The sequence below is a fragment of the Shimia haliotis genome, from assembly GCF_900114415.1.
GTDB lineage: Bacteria > Pseudomonadota > Alphaproteobacteria > Rhodobacterales > Rhodobacteraceae > Shimia > Shimia haliotis.
This window is the reverse complement of sequence record NZ_FOSZ01000013.1, coordinates 1-21,402: the sequence shown is the minus strand read 5'-3', so window position 1 is coordinate 21,402 and position 21,402 is coordinate 1. Positions and strand designations below refer to the sequence as shown.

Here is a 21,402-nt window from a genome sequence, read left to right as displayed (position 1 = left end):
TGCCTCCCGGTTGCCTCCACGGTGCCTCCCAGCCCCTCGGTCATGGTGGTCCCGCAAGTGTTCGCAAAAACCACAAGGAGGTTCACATGGCGCTAATCATTCGCGATTGGGCTGCCTCGTGGAAGGAAGCAAGTGCGGTATTGCTGCGGTATTTCAATCCTGTCGGAGCGGATGCTTCGGGCCGCATCGGTGAAGATCCCAATGGCATTCCGAACAATCTCGTTCCGTACATCTCGCAGGTCGCAGTTGGGCGTTTGAAGCACCTGAATGTTTTTGGCACGGATTATAAGACTCGAGATGGAACTGGAGAGCGCGATTACATCCATGTCGAAGATCTGGCGCGGGCCCATTTGGCCGCTATTCAGTTTTCTGGAACCTCCAAGGGGTGCGAGGCCATAAATGTTGGCACGGGCCAGGGCGCCACGGTGCTTGAGATGGTGAAAGCGTTTGAGCATGCCTCCGGGCGCGCGGTGCCCTATAAGATTGGGCCGCGCCGCGATGGCGATGTGGCGCGCAGCCTGGCGGCGGTTGACAAAGCCGAGCGCCTTCTCGGGTGGAAAGCCAACCTGGACGTTGCCGACATGTGCAGGACCACCTGGAACTGGCAATCCACCAATCCCAATGGCTATGCGCAAGATTGACTGAGGGGCAGTGTTCGTTCCCAGAGCCGTTTGACTCGGATGATTTGCAAACTCATTCCTGCATCAATGATTACAATAACTTAGGGGGTGGATAGGGTTGGCCACCAGACCCATTCCCTCCGCCACTTTGGCTTCAAAAAGTCTTTGCGCCCACCCCCAAAAGCTCACCCAAAACCCTGCATACGCAAGGTACTTGGATTTCGGGGGCGATAGCACCATTTTCGAAATGGTCCGACTTCCTGGAATGGACAGTTGTTCCCTCAGTGGTCGGTTCGAACGCACCTGTCCTTTTTGTCGATTTGCACCAACCGCCGGCAGTTCGTCAAGCTTCTGAAACCATGACTGTCAGTGAGCCAAATTTGGAGTTTGCGGCTAGCAATCGTTTGCTTGTCGTCGTTGGCGCGGGGGCTCGCTTGCGGCTACGGTGTCCCGCAAAAGCTGCGTTTCTTGCTGGATAAACCTCAATCTGCGTATTTGCTGCGCCGTGAGGAACTTTGCAGTTTGGGCCCACCACCTTGGCATTGCGCACACTTTGAAGCGCAAGGGAATGATCTGCGTCGATGATCCCGATGGGAACATCTGACTAGGCTACGATTAAATCCGGCGCAGCGGGAGAGGATTGCGTTGCCTTGAGCGTAGGAAAACTACCTGAAAACTGTGCTTTGGGTAAGGGTGACGCTCTGTTTGAATCGCCTAAAAAATGACCGGCATGATCGATCCCACTGAACAGATCATGCGAATTTCTTCCTGTGCTTCGAATGGCTTTGTTTCACGATGGGGTGACTCATTGAAGGCGTTTCAAGATGGCATCTTGTCTGGGAATAGATGCAACGGCTCCCACGGTTTCCACCGAGAGTGAAGCAGCGGCGCATGCAAATCTTGCTGCCTGATGCGGGTCCGAGGATCGTGCGAATTCTGCAAGGAAGGCGCCGTCAAACGTATCGCCGGCACCGGTGGCGTCTCGTAGATTGGCCGGGAAGGCTCTTATAAATTTCTGGTCGCTTGCGTCCGCAACAATCGCGCCGTGCTCTCCGAGGGTAAGGACAACCATCTCGACGCCTCTTTCCAAAAACCAACTGCAGATTTTGCCAGCATCATCGATGCCGAATAAAGCTTCTGCGTCTTCGATGCTTGGAAAGACAACATCGACAAGCGGTAGAATTTTTTCCAGCGCGCCGAGGGCGTCGTCTGCGGACCACAGGTTGAGGCGCAAATTGGTGTCAAACGCCACACGCGCGCCCGCCGCGCGGGCCAGTTCGGCCGCACGGATTGAGGCGGCGCAGGATGTTTCCGAAATCGCCTGCGTGATGCCGCTCAGGTGAAGGACCCCGACGTTCTCAAACATATCCTGAGACAGGTCGGAGGGGGTGATGTGGCTTGCGGCCGATCCGGCGCGACGATAGGAAAACCGGTGCCCATCCTGACCATATTCTATGAAATACAAACCGGTCGGCGCAGTATCGGTCCTCTTGACGCGCGATGCATCAATTCCTTCATCAGCATAGAGCTGCAAGATGTGATCCCCGAAACCGTCTCTTCCCAGATGCGTAAGTATACCGGCTTTGGCGCCAGCACGATTGGCGGCCACTGCCGTGTTGGAGACATCTCCGCCAATGCCGGGACGAATGGTATTGGTTTCTATCCACGAGAATTCGAACATCGGCTCGCCAAAGCAAAGAACGTCCAGTGCAATAGGGGTTTCACGGGTCATTATTTTGGTCCTGTTGATGATGAGACAAGGCAAGCCCCGCAGCAGAAAAATGGGCTTGCATGGCTTCGGCTGCGGCCTTTGAATCTCCTCGGAAAATTGCAGATTGAATGGCCCGGTGATCCCTGAGAATCCGTGTCTGGTCCGCATCTGATGACTGTGCCAGGCGCCCGACGGTTATCGAATGTTTGATGATTTCACGGAGTGGTTTGACAATGTAGACATAAAGCGGATTTCCGGTTGCCTCAGCGATGGCAAGGTGGAACCGATAATCCAGATCTGCAAACGCTTGGGGGGCACCCACCTCCCTTTCCATTTGGTCGCATAACGAAATCAGTTGGTCCGCTTGTGCTTCGGTCCTGTTTTCGGCCGCCAGGGCAGCGGTGCTGGTTTCGATGCCTTGACGTACCTCCAACACTTTGCTCACCGAGAACTGCGATGTCGCCAATCCATGGCTGAAAGTGTTCGTCAGCACGTCGGGATTGATCTCCTTGACCTGCGCCTTGCGGCCGTTCGAAATCATGATGTGACCTGCTCCGGCAAGATGCGCTAAGGCGCCGCGTACAACGACCCGGCTGACGTCCGCGCGAGAGCATAGGTCCGCTTCGGATGGAAGTTCGTCACCTGGTCGTAATCCTTGGTCAGAGACCATTTTCAAAATGCCATCAGCCACACGCGCATAGAGCGGGCGGCGATCTAGCGCTTCGAAGTCGTCGACCATAGTGATCCTCTCGGCTACGCAAAGCCATAGATTGCATACCTATATACCTATAATACAGGTTGACTAAAACCGGCAAGTGGCAAAACAGATAGTCGCGGTTGGTTAGGGCGGGCTAAACCCATAAAGGCGCGCGGGGTTGGACACGAAAATTTTCTGGATGTTTTCGCTTGATCCAGCCCAATCCATGACCAGATCCAGTAAATGAACGTCGTCAGGGTACGTAGCCCGTGATGTCGCCATGTTGTGGGGCCAGTTGGTCCCCCAAATGATCCTGTCTGGCGCGTGCTTGATCAGGTGTTTGGACAGCGCGGCCAGATCGTCGTAGCCAGGCGGTCCAATTATCGAGGTTTCATAGCATCCTGACAATTTAACGTAGCAATTTCCTCGATCTATCAGGCGCAAGAGCGCCTGAAATTCGGCGCTGTCCGGCGCCACGGGTTTTAGAAACTTTCCCGTATGGTCGATGACATAGTTTCCCTGGACTTGCTCCAGCGTGCGAATATGATTCAGAAGTTCCCGGCCGTCGAACTGCACAATAAGCGACCAACCAAAAGAATGAACACAGGCGTTGATCGCAAGCAGATCGTCCATTCCAACGGCGCCTTGCTGAATGTCCATAATCCGTGCTCCTCGAACTCCGCGAGAGGTCATTTCATCCAGTTCTTTGTCGCTGATGTCCGTGTTGACCGCAGCTATGCCGCGCGCAGCTTCACCAAAATGGTCGAGTCCTTCTAGAATGCAGCGATTGTCCATTTGGTAGGCGTTGCCTTGCACGATCACGACTCTCTCAAGCCCAAGCCATGACTGGACAGATTCGTAGTGCGCAATCAACGCATCCTCGGGCGCGGCGGGTCCGTTAGGCTGGGATTGAAACTTTGAGCTGTCAAACAGGTGGATATGGCAATCGGTGGCGAGGGCTGGCAATGCGGTCTGGGGCGGTCGGCCGGTAAGGGTCCTGAACATTTGTGGCCTCCGGCGGGTCGTTAAGTGGTGCCATATTTGGCAAGAGTTTCCCGGTTTATTGAGATGCCAAGACTAGTGCGGCGGCAGAAATCACGGCAGCTGGTGGCCGGGCCTTCGCAATGCAAGGCGATATGACTAGCGAGGATGATGTTGCAGCCTTGGTTGCAAAGACCGTCGAAACCTTTGGCGGAGTCGACATGCTGCTTCACGTAACTGGTGGCATTCTTGCCCGCGTACCGATGGCAGAGATGACGCTGGATCATTTGCGCGCCGTAATGGATGTGAATCTGACTTCTTTTGTGCTGGCTGTGCGTGAATGCCTGCCGCACATGTCGGAAGGCTCCTCTATTGTAGGTCTCGCTTCACAGGCAGGTCGTGATGGGGGTGGCTCGGGAGCTTCTGCTTATGGCGCATCAAAAGGGGCGCTCATGACTTTGACACGTGGTCTGGCCAAGGAGTTGGGTCCGAAAATTCGGGTCAATTCGCTGTGCCCGGGCATGATCGATACGGACTTCCACAACATTTTCACCAAGCCTGAGGTGAGAAAACATGTCGCTGGTATCACGCCGCTCAAGCGCGAAGGCACGTCCGAAGATGTTGCTAAGTTGGCGGTTTTCCTCGCGTCGGATGAGGCTGCATTCATCACTGGAGCCAACGTAGATATCAACGGCGGAATGCTGTTCTCATAACAATTCGCTTGCCCCTTTGGACAAGGTAACGCCGAGGGGCGAGCGACAATTTAAGCGCGCAAGGAAGATCGGATGGAACCGCATGGTAAGCACCTGATTGCAGGTGAATGGATCGGCACAGATACGCAATTTTTGTCCGATCCGGTGCAGGGGGCCGCAAGTTCATTTTCAGTTGGAACGGTCGCGTTGGTCGATCAAGCCGTGACAGCCGCTGAAGACGCCTTTTGGTCATTTGGTTACAGCAGTCAAGACGATCGCGCCCGATTCTTGAATGCTATTGCGGATGAAATCGAAGCGCGTGCAGATGACATAACCGCGATAGGCAGCTCCGAAACCGGGTTGCCGGAGGGGCGACTACAAGGGGAGCGCGGGCGCACTGTTGGTCAACTTCGTCTGTTCGCTTCACACATTCTGGACGGTGCTTACCTAGATCGGCAACACGATCGGGCGTTGCCTGATCGCACACCTTTGCCGCGACCTGACATTCAGCTTACCAAACGCCCTGTAGGTCCGGTGGCTGTATTCGGCGCTTCAAACTTCCCTCTGGCTTTCTCAACTGCCGGCGGCGACACAGCATCGGCATTTGCTGCGGGGTGCCCAGTTGTCGTGCGCGGGCATTCTTCCCACCCAGGTACAGGCGAAATCATCGCCGAAGCGGTTCATGCGGCGGTAAAGTCTTGCGAGCTGCATCCTGGGGTTTTCTCCTTGATCCAGGGCGGTGACTTCGATGTTGGGCAGGCGTTGGTGCAGCATCCGCTGATCAAGGCTGTTGGATTCACGGGGTCTTTCCGGGGCGGGCGTGCGCTGTTCGACCTGTGCGCACAGCGTAGCGAACCTATCCCATTTTTAGGAGAGCTTGGATCGATCAATCCGATGTTTCTGATGCCCGCCGCTGTTGCCGCGCGCGGACCCGAAATCGCGAAAGGCTGGGCAGCCTCATTGACGATGGGAGCAGGTCAGTTTTGCACCAATCCGGGAGTCGTAGTTCTGATTGACGGTCCAGAGGTCGATTCGTTCGAGGCGACAGTAATCGATGCCCTGAAAGATCATGGTTCACAAACCATGCTGACTAAAGACATTGCCTCTGCGTATGCCAAAGGGCGCTCAATTGTCGCCGGTGTGGATGGGGTCAGAGAATTGCTGGCAGCGAAAGAAAGTGACGATCGATCCGTCACACCCAGTGTTTTTGCCACCACTGGCGAAAACTGGTTAAGCAACGACGCCCTAACGGAAGAAGTGTTTGGTCCTCTCGGAATCGTTGTTCGCGTCAAAAACATGACGCAATTGCAGGAGGTCGCGCTAGGGCTTGAGGGGCAGCTGACTTGCACTGTTCTTTGTGACGTCGAGGATAGTGCAGAAACCAAGGCGCTTCTCCCAATTCTGGAGCGAAAGGCCGGCCGACTTCTGGCGAATGGCTTTCCGACAGGTGTCGAAGTCTGTGATGCCATGATGCACGGCGGACCCTATCCTGCTTCAACGACTTTCGGGGCGACGTCGGTAGGTACGATGGCTATCCAGCGTTGGTTACGATTGGTTAGTTACCAAAACCTTCAGGACTTTATTGCCTAAAGGCACCGATGCCGTGGACATTGCGAGCTGGTTGTCAGGCGTGTGGCCAAAGGACACTGATTGGTGGTGGGCTTGGTGGCTTCTTGGCACGCTGCCATGAAACGTTCCAACTCTTTTTGAGAAACCGATTTGGACCATTGTTTGCATCTGCAATTCGCCGAAGGCGGATCAAACAGTTGTGCCGTTGCTCGAATTGGGCTTACGGCACCGCAATATTCCCTATCCGAGATGAATTCGCCCTCTCGCCCTTTCGGACATCGCGCATTGGGACCGCCGTGCAGTTCAAATTTTCCGTCCCGATTGGGGATTGAACGTGCATTTTTTGACGCCGGCGGTGTGGAAGACGCAAATTCCGGATTGATCTGCACTTGCCCTAGCCGCTTGCGGATAGGATACATCATTATGTTTCGGGGAAATCTGTCATATACAACAATGATGTAAGCAAAGCGCTTCGGTAGTTTGTTCACATTCTGTGCCCACGATGCGCAAGACGTCGGGGTGTTATTACGCAAAGCGGTCTGCAACTTGGAATGGGCCGTTCGCAAAGCCATGAAAGGTCGCACCGGCCGGACGTGGGGCCAAAAGGAGGAAATAATGGGATTACACAAATTTGCATTGGCAGCCAGTGCCGCGCTTTTTGCGGCAGGTGCGCAGGCTGAGGGGCTAAAGGTCGGTATGATCACTACGCTTTCGGGCGGGGGCGCCGGACTGGGTATTGATGTGCGTGACGGCTTTATGTTGGCTGTGGAACAATCTGGCCGGAGCGATCTGGAAGTCGTGATCGAGGACGATCAACGCAAGCCTGATGTGGCCGTTCAACTTGCCGACAAAATGATTCAGTCGGAAAAGGTGGATGTATTGACGGGGATCATCTGGTCCAACCTTGCTATGGCTGTTGTGCCCGCCTCTGTGGCACAGGGGAAATTCTATCTGTCTCCCAATGCAGGCCCATCGCCTTTGGCGGGCAAAGGTTGTCACGAGAATTACTTCAATGTGGCGTGGCAGAATGACAATCTGCATGAAGCTGCGGGTGCTTATGCGAATTCTGCGGATCTAAAGAACTCGTTCATTCTTGCGCCGAACTATCCGGCGGGCAAAGACGCATTGACGGGATACAAGCGCTTTTATGAAGGAGAGTTGGCTGGCGAGATTTATACCAAGCTCGGCCAGACGGACTACGCCAGCGAGATCGCACAAATCCGTGCCTCCGGTGCGGATAGCGTTTATTTCTTCCTGCCCGGCGGGATGGGAATTTCCTTTTTGAAGCAATATGCGGATAGCGGTGTCGATCTGCCAGTGGTCGGGCCGGCGTTTAGCTTTGACCAGGGCATTTTGCAGGCTGTAGGCGCGGCCGCACTGGGCGTCAAAAACACCTCTCAGTGGTCTAAGGATATCGACAACGCCACCAACACGGCATTTGTGGAGAGCTTTGAAGCCAAATACGGTCGTCTGCCGTCGCTTTATGCAAGTCAGGGCTTTGACACCGCGAACCTGCTGATTTCGGCAATGGGTAAAGCGGATGTGGCGGATCAGGACGCCTTCCGCTCCGCGCTTCAGGCTGCCGAGTTTGACAGCACACGCGGAGACTTTGCTTTCGGGCCCAACAACCACCCGATCCAGGACATCTATGTTCGTGAGGTGGTGCAGGAAGGCGATGTGTTCACCAACAAGATCGTTTCGGTGGGCTTGAAAAACCACAGCGACGCTTATGCGGCTGACTGCAAGATGTAACTGACGCGCCCCGCCCACCCATGGACGGTGGGGCGGGGCACACCGAACAGGCGGGGGAACAATGTCCTGGATCCTTCTCATCGAGCAGACTCTGAATGGGCTACAGTTCGGGGTGATGTTGTTTCTTATGGCGGCGGGTCTGACCCTGATTTTTGGGGTTATGGGCCTGATCAACCTCGCACATGGGTCTCTTTACATGGTGGGGGCCTTTGCAGCTGCTGCCGTGGCGGCGGCAACTGGGTCGTTTGTGCTGGCGTTGGTGGCAAGTCTTGTGGCGGCGGCATTTGCCGGCGTTTTGATCGAAGTGCTGGTTATTCGGCGGCTTTATGACCGAGACCATTTGGATCAGGTTTTGGCGACGTTTGCTCTTATACTGATTTTTTCCGAAGGGACACGATGGGCATTCGGGTCGTTTCCATTGTTTTTGGACCGGCCCGAGTATCTGGCCGGTACGGTAACTTTGCCGTTCGGGATAGAATATTCAAAATACCGCTTATCGCTGATTGGGATCGGATTGTTGGTCGCCGCAGGACTGTTTTGGATGATCATGCGGACGCGGATCGGCATACGAATTCGGGCGGGTGAAAACGATCGGGAGATGATCGGGGCCCTCGGGGTGGATATTTCGCTGCTCTATACGCTGATTTTTGCGCTAGGTGCCGCGTTGGCGGGGTTTGCCGGTGCGCTGATTGGGGCCATACAGTCGGTTCAGGTCGGCATGGGGGAGCCTGTGTTGATCCTGGCTTTTGTTGTCATTGTGATCGGTGGAATCGGATCTATCAAAGGCGCGTTAATAGGTGCTGTTCTGGTTGGGTTGACCGACACATTGGGACGGTTTCTGTTGCCGCAGATTTTTGGGCTTGTGATGACGCCATCGGCGGCGACTTCGGTCGGGTCGTCATTGGCATCGATGTCCATCTATATACTTATGGCTGGCGTTTTACTTGTCCGGCCCAAGGGCCTCTTTGGAGGGGCGTGACATGACAAAAGAAACTCTTTTGAACGCCGTTTTGTTGTGTCTTCTGCTGGCAGTGCCGTTGATTGCTTGGGTCTCTGATGAGCCGTTCATCATCACGCTCACAACGCGTGCAGTGATTTTTGCAATCGCCGGCATCGGCTTGAATTTCGCTTTGGGCTTTGGCGGGTTGGTGAGCCTTGGACATGCGGTCTTCTTCGGAATAGGCGGCTATGTCATGGGCATTCTGGCATACCACGCCCAGACATATACGCCCTTAATGGAATGGCCGTTTGCGGTTGAGGGCACCAAATCAATGTTGATTGTCTGGCCGGTTGCCGTTGTCGTTAGCGGCTTGGCTGCTCTGGCCATTGGGGCTTTGAGCCTGCGCACGACCGGGGTCTATTTCATCATGATCACTCTCGCATTTGGTCAGATGCTTTATTACTTCACCATCTCCTGGTCGACCTATGGTGGCGAGGATGGTCTGTCGATCTATGTTCGAAATACGTTCCCGGGTTTGAACACGATGGACCCAATCCAGTTCTTTGCAATTTGCTATGTGCTTTTGCTCATTGTGTTGATTGGCGTGCATTGCGCTGCGCGCTCGTCATTTGGTCTGATGCTGCGCGCGGCGAAACAGAACGAGGAACGGGTGCAGGCCGTTGGGCAGGGGCCTTACCGGCTGTACTTGATTGCTTTTACCATATCCGGTGCCATCACTGGTTTGGCTGGTGCTCTTTTTGCTGACCTGAACCGTTTTGTGAGCCCAACTATGTTGAGTTGGCACACATCCGGAGAGATCATGGTGTTCGTTATCCTTGGAGGGGTCGGCCGTGTGTTCGGACCAGTGGCTGGGGCTGCATTGTTTATTCTTCTTGAGCACAGCCTTGGCGGCCTGAGCGAGTATTGGCACATCTATCTGGGCGCAATTTTGCTGGGAGTCGTGTTGTTTGCGCGTGGTGGTCTTTATGGGCTGCTTGCCGGTCGGGAGGTCGCGCATGATTGATTCCATTCTGGAAACCCGGGGATTAACCAAGAGGTTCGGCGGGCTGGTTGCAAGCAAAGCCATCAGTCTGGACCTGCGACAGGGTGAAATTCACGCTCTGATCGGGCCGAATGGGGCAGGGAAGTCTACCTTAATCAAACAGATCGCTGGTGGGCTTCAGCCCGACGAAGGAAGTGTACATTTTGACGGGAAGGACGTCAGCAAGTTGTCGACAGCGGCGAGGGCGCGACTTGGCATGGGGCGTACCTTTCAGATCTCGTCGTTGGCGATGGAGTACACTGTCCTGCAGAATGTGGTGCTTGGTGCATTGGGCCACCGCGGCAATGTTTTTTGGTTTTTCAACAATGTGATGAAAGACGCCGAATTGCTGGAGACGGCAGACGCTGCCTTGACCAAGGTTGGGCTGGAGGACTTTCGCAACTTCAGGGCATCGGATTTGTCTCATGGACAACGTCGCCAGTTGGAAGTCGCTGTTGCACTGACGCTGGATCCCAAAGCGTTTCTTATGGATGAACCGATGGCCGGATTAGGCGCGGAGGGGTCGCAGCAACTGATCGGGTTTCTTGACACTTTGCGTCACCAGGCGCCAATTCTGTTGATTGAACACGACATGGATGCGGTTTTCTCCCTCGCGGATCGTGTGAGTGTGCTCGTGTACGGAGAGATCATTGCCACAGGCACAGTCGACGACATCCGAACCAATTCGGACGTGCGCAACGCCTATTTGGGCGAGGAGGGCGCAGCATGAGCCTGTTAAAACTGTCGGATGTGTCCGCGTTTTATGGCGCGTCGCAAGCGCTGTTTGATGTGCATCTTGAAGTCGAGGATGGCGAAGTCCTTGCGCTGATGGGGCGAAATGGGATGGGGAAATCGACAACGATCAAGGTCATTTGCCGTCTTTTGAAAAACCGTGGAGGCAGCGTGCAGTTTAGGGGCGAGGATATTGCGCGTTTGCCCTCACACAAGGTCGCACGCATGGGGATCGGATTGGTTCCGGAAGGGCGGCGGTGTTTCGCGGATCTTACGGTGCATGAAAACCTGATTGCCGCTGCGCGGGCAGGCGAATGGGATTTTGCTGCAGTTGCGCGGCTATTTCCTCGGTTGGCAGAGCGGCGCACGCAGGAGGCTGGCACCTTGTCTGGCGGGGAGCAGCAAATGCTGGCAATTGGTCGCGCCTTAATGACCAATCCCAGACTTTTGGTGCTGGATGAAGCCACCGAAGGTCTTGCGCCGGTAGTGCGGCAGGAAATTTGGGCGGCGCTCGCGCAATTGAAGGCCAAAACAGGACTGGCCATCATAGTCGTGGACAAATCTCTGAAGGAGCTTGCCGGTATCGCAGACAAAGGCGTCATTCTTGAAAAAGGAACGACGGTTTGGTCTGGAGCGTTTGCAACACTCAGCCCTGATGTCACCGACAGATACCTGGGTGTTTAGCCAAAGGTCTTGGGCCATCGGCGAGCGCTTGTCCCGTCAACGTTTACAATGATCTCGATTTATGAGACGCGGTGGTCCCGAGCAATGTCGAGCCCTCCCCCCGATTGAGTGTTGTCTGATAGCCAGGTCGCGCCGCATCGGAGAGGCTCCTTTGTCAGCTAGAGCTGGCTTGCCAGGTCTTGGAGAGTGGGATCATCAGGGATGTGCCCAAATGCCTCTTCTAGGACTGATTTGGCCGCATCTTCCCCCTCAGATGCGTAAGCGATCCGTACCAGAACAACCCACGCGGGCGAGTTTTGTGGATCCAGCGTGACCACTTCGCGGAAAGATTGTACTGCAGCTCGCAGGTTGCGCGAAAACAGGGCAAGCCCGCCCATTTGCAAATGGGCTTCGGGGAAATCCATTTGGTTCGAGAACATCTCGCCTACTTCGCTGTAGGCAAGCCGAATGTCGGATTGGTTAAGAAACCTGCCGGACCGCGGCACCAACTGAAGGAAGGCGCGGGCTGCTGAGACACGGACATTTCTACGCGGATCCTGCATGCCGGTGGACAGAGCATCAATCGCATCGGGTAGCGGCAAGTGCCGTGCCGCATGCATCGCGCCCGAGCGCACGACCGGATCGCTGCTTGTCAGGTAAGGGGCCAACGTTTCCGCAGAAACATCCTCGGTGCCGTCAAACAGCCACAGGATGGTTGCCTGAACAAGACCCGGATGATCTAGCATTTCAGGCAGCGGCTGCGGTTGATTGCGGGCATTGGCAAGGTCCAGCGCGTAGCCTGGATCTCGGTCACTTGCGCCAGGGTGCCATTGGGTAATGACTTCCGCGGCCCAGGCCGGTGTTTCTTCGCTGTGGCAGTCCGTGCAGGCATCAGGCCCGCTGGTTTGCGCGAACAGATCTGGACGAGGGATGCGAAAGCTGTGATCGCGGCGGTCGTCATTGCCCATATACCGGCGCTGAGGCATGTGACAGCTGACGCACCTTGCTCCCTCGCTGCCTTCTTCATGGAAGTGGTGCTCGGCGCTGTCGTAGTCGGCCAGTTTCAAAGTCGGAAAATCTCCGTTGCCCACAGTGGAATGGCATTGCGTGCAGGTTTCCGTTTCATCAAGCAACAACTGGGCGCTGTGGCTGTCGTGGCAATTGACGCAGGTTACGCCTTCCTCGTGCATTTTGGACTGTCGAAATGAGCCATAAACGTACACTTCGTCCAGGATGTGACCGTCTGGTTCGTACAAGCCAGGGCGCAGGAGCGCGAGGCTGTATGCGTCGTGGAAACTGGTGCCGGGAAGCGGGTTCCCGTTTCCAAATGCCTCGCGCCGAGAGTGACAGGTTGCACATTGTTCCATGACTTCCTGAGGGTCGGTAAGGGCAGCGGAAAACCCGTACTGGTCCAGAGGAATGGTATAAGTCGGCATTTCGCCTTCTTGTTGACGGAGGTGGGCCTCACCTGGCCCATGGCATGCTTCGCATCCTACACCAATTTCGGATTGCACAGAGGTATAGCTGCGGGTCTGAAAGTCATAGTTTTTTTCAAACTCTGTGGCGTGGCATTCCGCACAGCGGGCGTTCCAATTTTTGTAAGGGCCACTCCAGTGATATCCGTCGTCTGGTGGCAGATCCTGTTCGGGATACAAGTGGAACCAGTTTTTTTTGTCCACGTCCCAAGCCACATCAAAGCTTTGGAGGCGCCCGGGTTCGGTTTCGAAAATCAAGTGCTCAAGCGGATGCGTACCGCCAACGGAGTGCACCGTGTAGGCGGTTTGAGTTCCGTCTTTTTCCGTGACGTCGACAACATAGTCGTCGCCATCTCGGAAGAACCGCGCGGTCATGCCGTCGTGGGTGAACTCCTCGCCTTCAAATGCGCCTTGCAACATATCTGGCCCTGGTAGCCGCCAAGCTTCTCCGTGGTGGGAAGTAGCCCATGCGTCATACGCGTCCTGATGGCAGGATTCGCAGGTCTGGCTACCGACATAGGCAGGAATTTGTGCGGTTGCCGGAACCGCGAGAAACAGGAGGCAAATGATGTAGCGAAGCAATGGTATGACCTTGATCAAGCTGACGGGGGGTTCAATGGCGGAAGCGCTGGAGCGCGCGCGCGGGTGAGGCCCGAGTGGCGAAAAGGGGATGTGGATCGACGGATGATGGACTGAAGCGCATTCCAATGCGAGGATTCCTTTGAAATTCCGTCAGGACCGTGCTGCGCACGACCCAAAGCAAAGAGATGTTCTGTGATGGACGCTTTGGTTGGTTGATTCAAAGGCTTGAGTGTCAGCCACAGATCCAATGCTTGACGGGTCTCCCCGAGGCGTCGTGCGGATATTGCGCGGAGCAGCCGTTTACGTACGTCACGTTCGGTCAGCTTAGGCACGCTGCTCCGCCTACGGATCACAAATCTTAGAATAACGAGTCCGATCAGCAACAAAATTGCCAGCAAGCCGGCCAACTCCAGCAGGTTTTGCGACGAGGGGATGATTGCAGGGGATGGTCCGGAGGCGGATACCTGCACTCCGGCGATTTCTGCGGTTTCTATCTCACCGCTTTGGATATTGTACCACCGCACCGAGATCGGCGGCAGGGATGCGTCTACGGCACCTTCCGCAATATAAGTAGTAGTTTCAGTGCGGGTGCCGGACAGTTGGCCGCGGTCGTCGGTTTCAGAAATTTCAGGTGTGGCAGGGTAGGCTCGCAGGCCGACGATATCGTGCTCTGGTGTCAGCGCGGTCAGCAAAAATGGCGCGAGGCCCGAGACAGAGGCAGAAACGGTTCGAGAGAAGCTGTCTCCGGGGGCAAGTGACTCGGTCGATCCTTCAACGGATTGCTCCAGAGTCAAAGAGTTTGCTGCGATAAATGGAGACAAATTCTCGGTACCAGGTGGCGCAAGCCCAATCAGATTCACGGCAGGCACAGGCAAATCAAGGATGATGTCTTCACCGCCCGGATCGGCATAGGCCACACGCACCGATGATTGCGGCAGATCGTAGGATCCGGGAGCCATCGGAGCAATCAGATAGCGGCGGGAAATACCGGACCAGGTTTGACCATCAATCGTCCGGCTCGTGGGTGAGGTGCTTCGTTCTGGCAAACGAACAAACAGGCCGGTTGAATCGTAGCTTGGCCACTCCGGCGGGCGGGCCATCCAGGTAGGCACCAAAACAGTCACGCGGAGCGTTACCGCCTGTCCGGGCAGGGTTTCATCGCTTTGCAGGTCGACTTCGATCAAGGGTTCTTGTGCGGCGGCAAAGCTGGCGAAACAAACAAAAATCAGCGTTAGAAGAAATCTCATTCCTACCTCCTAGCGGTTTCCAGAAGGAAGCGTTGGCGCAAGAAATCCCCGGTGCGGGTGTCAACGGTATTCATCCATTGCTCAGCGCTCAGCGGGGCGGATTGTTCTGTTGGTTGCTTCGAAACAGTGGTGTCCTGACCGCGCCCGGATTCGTTGTCATAAACCACGTCGTCGGCGCCAATGCCTGCTTCTTCTCCAGTGTCTGAAGTGGCTCGTAGTTCTTCGATGAAGGCCACGATTTCACGCGACACGGGCAAGTTTGCGTTGGCGCCTGGGTGTGTCGGATCAATCTCGAGAGCGCGTTCAAAACTCTGCACGCTGTCGCGGTATTTTCGCGATTTTAGGTGCGCCATTCCAGCGGCAAAAGCGGCGTCCGCGCTGTCAATCCTCGCAAGTAGCTCTGCGGCGGTCTCGTACTGGCCGCTCTTGTACAACGCGATTCCACGCAGGTACGGATCGGCAAAGGTTTCGGCCGCTTCGGAGTAATCTTTATGTTGATAGAGCAGCCAGCCTTGTTGGTCCGGCGTAAAAAACCAGTCCCGCCACCCAGCTTGGGCTGGCGCCCCCTGAAACATCAACGCAAAGCCGGCAATGACGGCCCAGCGCATTGAGGTGCCGCGCCGGAACCAAAGCAAAAGCAACAGAGCCGCGGGCCAAGCCAGCCAATTGCCCCGGTCTTTCCAAGGTTGACTGCCTTCTTCTGTCAAGGCCTGGCGGTAGGCAGATGCAAGCGTGCGTTCTATTTGTCTGATGTCACTGTCGTCGGCGCTAACGATGAGGCTCTGTGTGCCCTTAGGCGTGTTAGGTGCGATTTTTGACGCAAACAAAAAGGCCGTGGAGTTGATTAGCGACAAGCTCGATGCCTCAGCAGCGGGGAGTGCATCTAATACATATAGAATGCCGCCGGGAGTGTCTTCGCGGGCGAGAATATCGTTTGCCAGAGCCTCAGCAGCGTTGAGGTCAAACCCTTCTCGCGGCATGATGGAAGGCTCCAAACCTTCGAGATACGGGCGCAGGACTTTGGCGTCTTCGGTCATTGGCAACACGGAGTGCGCGGTGCCTGAGAATGCAATAAGCGCAGTTCGTGCGCCGGACCGGAGTTCGGCAAGATCGAGGATTTTGTGTTTTGCTCTTTCAAGACGAGAAGGCGCAATGTCCGGATTATCCATTGACGGCGTCACTTGAAGAACCACCGCCAGAGGCGCGGTTTGCGCAGTGAATGGAGATGGTTCGACGGACCATGTAGGGCCCGAGGTCCCGAGGATCAACAAAGCCAGCAGCCCGCTACTCAGGTCAATTGGAAGCAGTCGAAAGCGGCGGTTCTGTCCGACGGAAAGTGCTTTGGCGAGATGAGGTGCAATAGGGCCGGATGCGGTTGAACTGCCGGTATGCCGCGTGCGGATAAACCACCACATGGCCGCCAGCGGCACCAACGCGAGTAAGATCCAAGGGCGCAGAAAGTGAAAAGCTGCCAGAGAACTCATGCGGTGATCCTCCGCCGAAATACGCCATGTGCCATGACCAAAAGACCCAAGCTTACTGCCAATCCGAGGCAGAGGTAACTCAAATCCTGCCGCGGACGCCAAGAAAGGGTTTCAGTTTCGCGCGGCACCAGGTCGTCGATGCGGGTATAGATTTCTTCGAGGCTTTCAGTGTCGCCGGCGAAAAAATCTTGCCCACCAGTTCGTTTTGCAATGTCTGCAAGAACGGTCTGATCAAGGCGGTCTTCTCCTGTAGCGTCAGGGTCGCCGACGCCTATGGCGTAAATCTCGACCGATTTTTGCGCAGCAATATCGGCTGCGTTGATCGGGCTCATGCGGCTCGCGGTGTCGTTGCCGTCAGAAAGCAGGATCAAAAGCCGCTGATCGATATCTGAGGCTTCAAACGTGCGGATTGCCAAGCCAAGAGCGTCACCCAAGGCAGTGTGTGGGCCCGCCATGCCGACCTCAGTTTGTTCGAGAAGGGCTAAGACCGTGTCCAGATCTTCGGTGAGGGGGGCCTGGACAAAGGCTTGCGAGCCAAAGACAATCAGAGCCATCCGGTCGCCCTGACGGCGTTCGACAAATCCTGCAACAACGCCGCGAACGGCCTCTAGCCGTTGAATGCGGGTCTTGTCGGGACCTGGGAAATCGCGCGCATCCATTGAGCCGGAAATATCGATTGCCAAAACAACGTCCCTTTTGGCGCGGGTGATTTCCTGCGGATCGCCCAGTCGTACCGGCGTTGCCAGAGCCAACACAGTCAAGCACCAAATAGCGATGGCTGCCCCCATGTGGATGCGCGGGCGTGCCAGAACCGTTGCACCTTGGCGAATTTCACTGCCGGTGGCCCTGGCCAAACTGCGGAAAAACGGAAGGCGCAAAGCATCTGAACGTTGCCGGTATGGTGGGACAAGCCAATAAATCAAAAGTGGCAGTGGCAATAGAATTAGTACCCAAGGGGTATTGAGTGTGTACATCAGCCCGACCTACCTTTTGTGGTGCCGGACCCAATGACGTGCCGTCGCATTGAGGCCCGGTATGGATTTGGGTGGGTTGCGGGAATAACCGGCGGTTTCAAATTGCGGGTCGATGTGGCCAGCGCCTGTGGTTTCAAGGGCTTCGCGCCATGCAGCGCCGTACAGGTTTGCTACATTTTTGCGGGGATATGCGGCCAAAGCCGCCCGCTTGAGGATGTCGGAAACGGCGCTTGGGTCATCCCCGGCTTTTTCGAGGGCGCGCAGCGCTTCGCGACGATAAGCATTTGCGCGACGGTGCTGAAAAAAACGGTACCCCGCAATCAACAGCAACAGCGCTGCAATCGCGGCCAGAGCTGCCCAGCCCCAAGTTTCGGGCGCCATGTTGACAGGTTGCGGGTCTCCAACTTCTTGCATTTTCGCCAGGAGGTCAGGCAGGTTTGTGGGGCGTGGTGGAGTGAGTGTTTCGCTCATGGCGCAATCCCCATGAGGCGCTGCATCTGCTCCAGGGTGGGCTCAGCAGTCGTCAAGGGCAGCACCGACAGGCGCATTTTGGTCTGCCAATCGAGGATTCGTTGCACTCGGCCTCGCGAAAAATCGAGTAGGCGGCCTCTTTGAATGGTGTCAGAAAGATCAAATTCTGCTTGTAGTGTGCCGTCGGTGGCGACAAGCGGAGCGCCTTTTGGCAGATCATGCGCCGATGGGTCGGTGACAAGCCCCAACACAATGTCATTGCGACGCGACATTCCGGACAAGAGAAGGCGCGTGGTTTCATCCACCTCGTCAAAATCCGAGATAAAGATAATCAGGTGATTGCGCGGCGCGATTTTCTGAATGGAGCGCAGAATATCGTTGATGGCCATCGGTGCGTCGTTCGGTGCCTCTGCGTGCAAAAGAGAATTTGCGCGTGAGATCGCGGTGAGAAACTGCATCAACGTTTGGCGGCTGCGTTTGGGGCGAAATTCGGCGATATGGCTGTCGCCGAATACAATGCCACCGATCTGGTCGCCTTGATCGAGAACCCGAAACGCAGTCAGGGCAGCACATTCTGCAGCGGTGACGGATTTCATGTTCAGGACCGTGCCAAAAAACATCGACATTCGTTGATCCAGCACGATGAGGGTGGGGCGGTCGCGCTCTTCGGTGAAGACGCGAACATGGGGTGAGCCGGTGCGGGCGGTGACTTTCCAGTCGATCGAGCGCACATCGTCAGAGGGCAAATAATCCCTCAGTTCTTCGAAATCGAGCCCGCGCCCACGGATGCGCGATGTGTGACGACCATTCAGGGCCGAGCGCACCGGTTGCTTGGGTAGAAAGTTCAAGGCGCGCGCGCGCCCTTCGAGCGCGCGCAGCCGGTCAAGCGTGACCTGAACACGCGGATCTTCGGCTCCAGTTTCGAGAGGAGAGACAAGGCCGGTCCGGATTTTTGCGTTCAAATCCCGCATGACACACCTTAGGCGATGGCTACTTGGCTGAGGATTTCGCGCACGACATCGTCGGGTGATGTTCCTTCGCCCTGCGCTTCGTAGGTAAGAGCGAGGCGGTGTCGCAATACGTCAGGAGCGACTGCGCGGATGTCTTCGGGATCAACATAGTCGCGCCCATTCATCCACGCGTGCGTGCGTGCGCATTTGTCTAACGCGAGAGACGCGCGCGGGCTTGCGCCAATCTCGATCCAGCGCTTCAGGTCGTCCGAGAAATCATCAGGGGTGCGGGTCGCTTGCACGAGTGTCGCCATATAAATGTCGATCGCATCTGAGGTATGGATATTGCCGATCTCGCGTCGGGCCTCAAAAATTGCCGATTGCGGGATGGCTTCTTCGGTTTCGCCGGTGGTGCTTGAATTGTCTTCTCCGCGCACCAACCGAATGACTTTCACCTCGTCCTCCAGAGGCGGGTGCGTGATGACGACGTGCATCAAGAACCGGTCCATCTGTGCCTCAGGCAACGGATAGGTGCCTTCCTGTTCGACAGGGTTCTGCGTCGCCATAACAATGAAAAGCGGCGGCATCTTGTGCGTGGTGCCTGCGACCGTGACCTGTCGTTCTTCCATCGCCTCCAGCAAGGCGGACTGAACTTTTGCCGGCGCGCGGTTTATCTCGTCAGCAAGAACGACGTTTGCGAAAATCGGTCCCGGCTGAAATTTGAATTCCGACCCTTCCGGCGTTTGCAGATAGATGTCTGTGCCGGTCACGTCTGCCGGAAGCAGGTCAGGGGTGAATTGAATGCGGCTGAAATCGCATTCAAGATTTTTTGCCATCGCCTTTACGGCACGCGTCTTGGCAAGACCCGGCAATCCTTCGATTAGCAGGTTGCCGTTGGCTAGCAGGCCAATGAGCAGGCGGTCGATGACATCGCGCTGCCCAATGATACTTTGGCCCATGCGCTCGCGTAGTTGATTTACCTGATCCAATGCTGACATCGGAGGCTCCTTGAGTTCAACGGGTGACTTCAGCCAACGGTTCGCCATGGGCGCCCGAGGGCAGTTTTGTGCCGAGGTAGGTGGCAATGGTTGCGGCCACGTCTACGGTTTCAACGCGACGGGTCACACGGCTCGGATCGACACCCGGGCCGGCGATGACAATGGGAACATGAGTATCATAGGACCAAGGTGAGCCATGCGCGCTGGCAACGGTCAGACCATCAAAGTCGGCGATAAACCAATGCGGTTCAAAGACGATATAGATGTCACCAGAGCGCTCGGCGTGGAAGTTGGCCCGAATGGCTTTGGTGACGTAGTCGTTATCCAGTTTATCGGTCCGCAGGCGCCAGCTTGGAATGGCGCGGGCCACGCCTGGAAGGGAGGCAAGTTCTTTGGACAACTCGTCCGCGACCGCCGCCAGATCCAACCCTTCTGCGGCGATAGACAGGCGATCTAGGTAAACATACGGGTTGGAAAAGTTCCGCACCAATCCCCGAGAGTTGCCGAGTTTCGCCCGTAGGCGAACGGTCCCTGGCAGCGTATCTGTCCTTTCGAAATCAAACGTGTCTGCAACGATTCCGTGCTCTGCCAGATAGGCCGGATGATCCGGCGCGCCGTGATCTGCGGAGAGCACGACAAGTGTTTGATCCAGTCCGACGGTTTCGTCCACATAAGCAAGAAAGTCGGCGAGGGTGTCGTCAAGGCGACGCAGGTTGTCTTCTGCCTCCAGAGAAGAAGGGCCAAAGAGGTGTCCGACGTAATCGGTGGAGCTGAAGCTGACCGCAAGGTAGTCTGTCACATCATCCTGACCGATGCTTTCCGCAGCGATCAGCGTTTTTGCAAAATCGGCGGTGAGGGCATCCCCAGCAGGGCTGAGCGTTAGCAAAGTGGAGTAATAGGTTCCATCTGCGGGGCCGAAATCATGCGGGAAAACCCGTCCGTACCCCGGAAAGTCGGTTTCCCAAGGCTGGTCATCGTGTTCGCCAAACAGATAGGTCTCGCGCTCGTCGCGCAGGGTCCACCAACTGTTGGCATAGGCATCGACTTTGCCGCTGTTGTTCCATTCCGAAACCCAGTCCGGATAGTCGTTTCGATAGAAGGTCGAGGTGACAAATCGGCCTTCGGACTTGGAAAACCAATAGGCTTGACCGCTGTGTCCCGCCATAGCGATTGCGCCGCGATCCTTGACGGAAACACCAAAAATCTTGGCTTGGTCTCCCTCGAACATCTTAATTTCATCGGCGATTGTTGTGACTTGAATATTGCGGGGAGAGCGTCCGTCTGTGGTCGCCGCGCGCTGAGTGGGGTCAATTTCGTTGGCACCGTCAATGCCGACCGCGCCCACGAGAGGAAAATCCGCGTCCTGCACGTTGTAGAATTGCGCGTTTGTTGCGCGGTCAAACCACAAGTTCGCCACCATCCCGTGAATTGCAGGATCTGCCCCGGTTGAGAGCGTCGTGTGGCCAACAACAGTTTCGTTGTTGGCATGGCGGTGATGGGCGTTCACATAGCTCACTCCGGCGGACCGCAGACGATTGAACCCGTCGTCGCCAAAGCCGGAGCTGAAGCGATCCATGAGATCGCCGCGCAACTGGTCGACGGTGATTTGGAGGACAAGACGGGGGGCGTTTTCAGCGGCCGCTGAATTGCCAGTAAACGCGATGACACAGCCAAGGGCGGCCAAAAACGGCTTATACATACTCACACCAATTTTCGGAAGGTTGTGGTCGCGACCCCTTTTTTGGGGTCGCGAAGTTTTTTGCAGGTATCAGTCGCCCACGGTGTTGGTCATTTTGTCCATGACCTGCTCGAGGGAGAAGCT

The 21,402-nt window shown here is 55.9% G+C and carries 18 protein-coding genes and 1 pseudogene; 8 read left to right on the top strand and 11 right to left on the bottom strand.

The window, feature by feature from the left end; translation table 11 throughout:
- The first annotated feature begins 86 nt into the window (after positions 1-86).
- Positions 87-641 (top strand): NAD-dependent epimerase/dehydratase family protein, encoded by a 555-nt coding sequence (locus BM069_RS19005; protein ID WP_244503671.1) that lies wholly within the window; start codon positions 87-89, stop codon positions 639-641.
- Between the two features lie 784 nt (positions 642-1,425).
- Here the strand turns inward: BM069_RS19005 and BM069_RS19000 are convergent.
- From BM069_RS19000 to BM069_RS18990, 3 genes are all read right to left on the bottom strand, one after another.
- On the bottom strand, positions 1,426-2,352 hold the full coding sequence (locus tag BM069_RS19000) for a sugar kinase (protein ID WP_244503670.1): 927 nt from the start codon (positions 2,350-2,352) through the stop codon (positions 1,426-1,428).
- Positions 2,342-3,070 (bottom strand): FadR/GntR family transcriptional regulator, encoded by a 729-nt coding sequence (locus tag BM069_RS18995; protein WP_093326070.1) that lies wholly within the window; start codon positions 3,068-3,070, stop codon positions 2,342-2,344. The genes BM069_RS19000 and BM069_RS18995 overlap by 11 nt, the downstream gene beginning before the upstream one ends.
- Before the next feature lie 102 nt (positions 3,071-3,172).
- Complete coding sequence (locus tag BM069_RS18990; protein ID WP_093326069.1) at positions 3,173-4,033, bottom strand: amidohydrolase family protein; 861 nt, start codon at positions 4,031-4,033, stop codon at positions 3,173-3,175.
- A gap of 83 nt (positions 4,034-4,116) precedes the next feature.
- On the opposite strand from BM069_RS18990, the pseudogene BM069_RS18985 reads away from it, so the two are divergent.
- The 7 genes and pseudogenes from BM069_RS18985 to BM069_RS18955 form a co-directional block, all read left to right on the top strand.
- Positions 4,117-4,722: pseudogene (locus BM069_RS18985) on the top strand (SDR family NAD(P)-dependent oxidoreductase); the annotation flags it as partial.
- A 72-nt stretch (positions 4,723-4,794) separates the two neighbouring features.
- Positions 4,795-6,291 carry an aldehyde dehydrogenase (NADP(+)) gene (locus tag BM069_RS18980; RefSeq protein ID WP_093326066.1) on the top strand — a complete coding sequence of 499 codons (1,497 nt, stop codon included), beginning with the start codon at positions 4,795-4,797 and terminating at the stop codon, positions 6,289-6,291.
- A 594-nt stretch (positions 6,292-6,885) separates the two neighbouring features.
- On the top strand, positions 6,886-8,022 hold the full coding sequence (locus tag BM069_RS18975; protein ID WP_093326065.1) for an ABC transporter substrate-binding protein: 1,137 nt from the start codon (positions 6,886-6,888) through the stop codon (positions 8,020-8,022).
- A 61-nt stretch (positions 8,023-8,083) separates the two neighbouring features.
- Positions 8,084-9,001 carry a branched-chain amino acid ABC transporter permease gene (locus BM069_RS18970; RefSeq protein ID WP_093326063.1) on the top strand — a complete coding sequence of 306 codons (918 nt, stop codon included), beginning with the start codon at positions 8,084-8,086 and terminating at the stop codon, positions 8,999-9,001.
- Between the two features lies 1 nt (position 9,002).
- Entirely contained in the window at positions 9,003-9,986 is a 984-nt protein-coding gene (locus BM069_RS18965) for a branched-chain amino acid ABC transporter permease (protein WP_093326062.1), read from the top strand.
- Complete coding sequence (locus tag BM069_RS18960; protein WP_093326060.1) at positions 9,979-10,734, top strand: ABC transporter ATP-binding protein; 756 nt, start codon at positions 9,979-9,981, stop codon at positions 10,732-10,734. The genes BM069_RS18965 and BM069_RS18960 overlap by 8 nt, the downstream gene beginning before the upstream one ends.
- Complete coding sequence (locus BM069_RS18955) at positions 10,731-11,420, top strand: ABC transporter ATP-binding protein (protein ID WP_093326059.1); 690 nt, start codon at positions 10,731-10,733, stop codon at positions 11,418-11,420. The genes BM069_RS18960 and BM069_RS18955 overlap by 4 nt, the downstream gene beginning before the upstream one ends.
- A 158-nt stretch (positions 11,421-11,578) precedes the next feature.
- Here BM069_RS18955 and BM069_RS18950 read toward each other — a convergent pair whose 3' ends face one another.
- The 8 genes from BM069_RS18950 to BM069_RS18915 form a co-directional block, all read right to left on the bottom strand.
- Positions 11,579-13,456 carry a multiheme c-type cytochrome gene (locus BM069_RS18950; protein WP_244503669.1) on the bottom strand — a complete coding sequence of 626 codons (1,878 nt, stop codon included), beginning with the start codon at positions 13,454-13,456 and terminating at the stop codon, positions 11,579-11,581.
- Positions 13,457-13,470: 14 nt separating this feature from the next.
- A complete protein-coding gene (locus tag BM069_RS18945; protein ID WP_093326057.1) occupies positions 13,471-14,703 on the bottom strand; it encodes a BatD family protein in 1,233 nt (410 codons plus the stop codon).
- Between the two features lie 2 nt (positions 14,704-14,705).
- Positions 14,706-16,187 carry a VWA domain-containing protein gene (locus BM069_RS18940; protein WP_093326056.1) on the bottom strand — a complete coding sequence of 494 codons (1,482 nt, stop codon included), beginning with the start codon at positions 16,185-16,187 and terminating at the stop codon, positions 14,706-14,708.
- Complete coding sequence (locus tag BM069_RS18935) at positions 16,184-16,942, bottom strand: VWA domain-containing protein (RefSeq protein WP_244503668.1); 759 nt, start codon at positions 16,940-16,942, stop codon at positions 16,184-16,186. Before BM069_RS18935 ends, BM069_RS18940 begins: the two co-directional genes overlap by 4 nt.
- Before the next feature lie 228 nt (positions 16,943-17,170).
- Complete coding sequence (locus tag BM069_RS18930; protein WP_093326053.1) at positions 17,171-17,632, bottom strand: DUF4381 domain-containing protein; 462 nt, start codon at positions 17,630-17,632, stop codon at positions 17,171-17,173.
- A complete protein-coding gene (locus tag BM069_RS18925) occupies positions 17,629-18,603 on the bottom strand; it encodes a DUF58 domain-containing protein (RefSeq protein ID WP_093326051.1) in 975 nt (324 codons plus the stop codon). The genes BM069_RS18930 and BM069_RS18925 overlap by 4 nt, the downstream gene beginning before the upstream one ends.
- An 8-nt stretch (positions 18,604-18,611) precedes the next feature.
- Positions 18,612-19,580, bottom strand: coding sequence for an AAA family ATPase (locus tag BM069_RS18920; RefSeq protein WP_093326050.1), 969 nt, complete (start codon positions 19,578-19,580; stop codon positions 18,612-18,614).
- Positions 19,581-19,596: 16 nt separating this feature from the next.
- Positions 19,597-21,279, bottom strand: a complete 1,683-nt coding sequence (locus BM069_RS18915; protein ID WP_093326048.1) for an alkaline phosphatase family protein — start codon at positions 21,277-21,279, stop codon at positions 19,597-19,599.
- Positions 21,280-21,402: the final 123 nt, after the last annotated feature.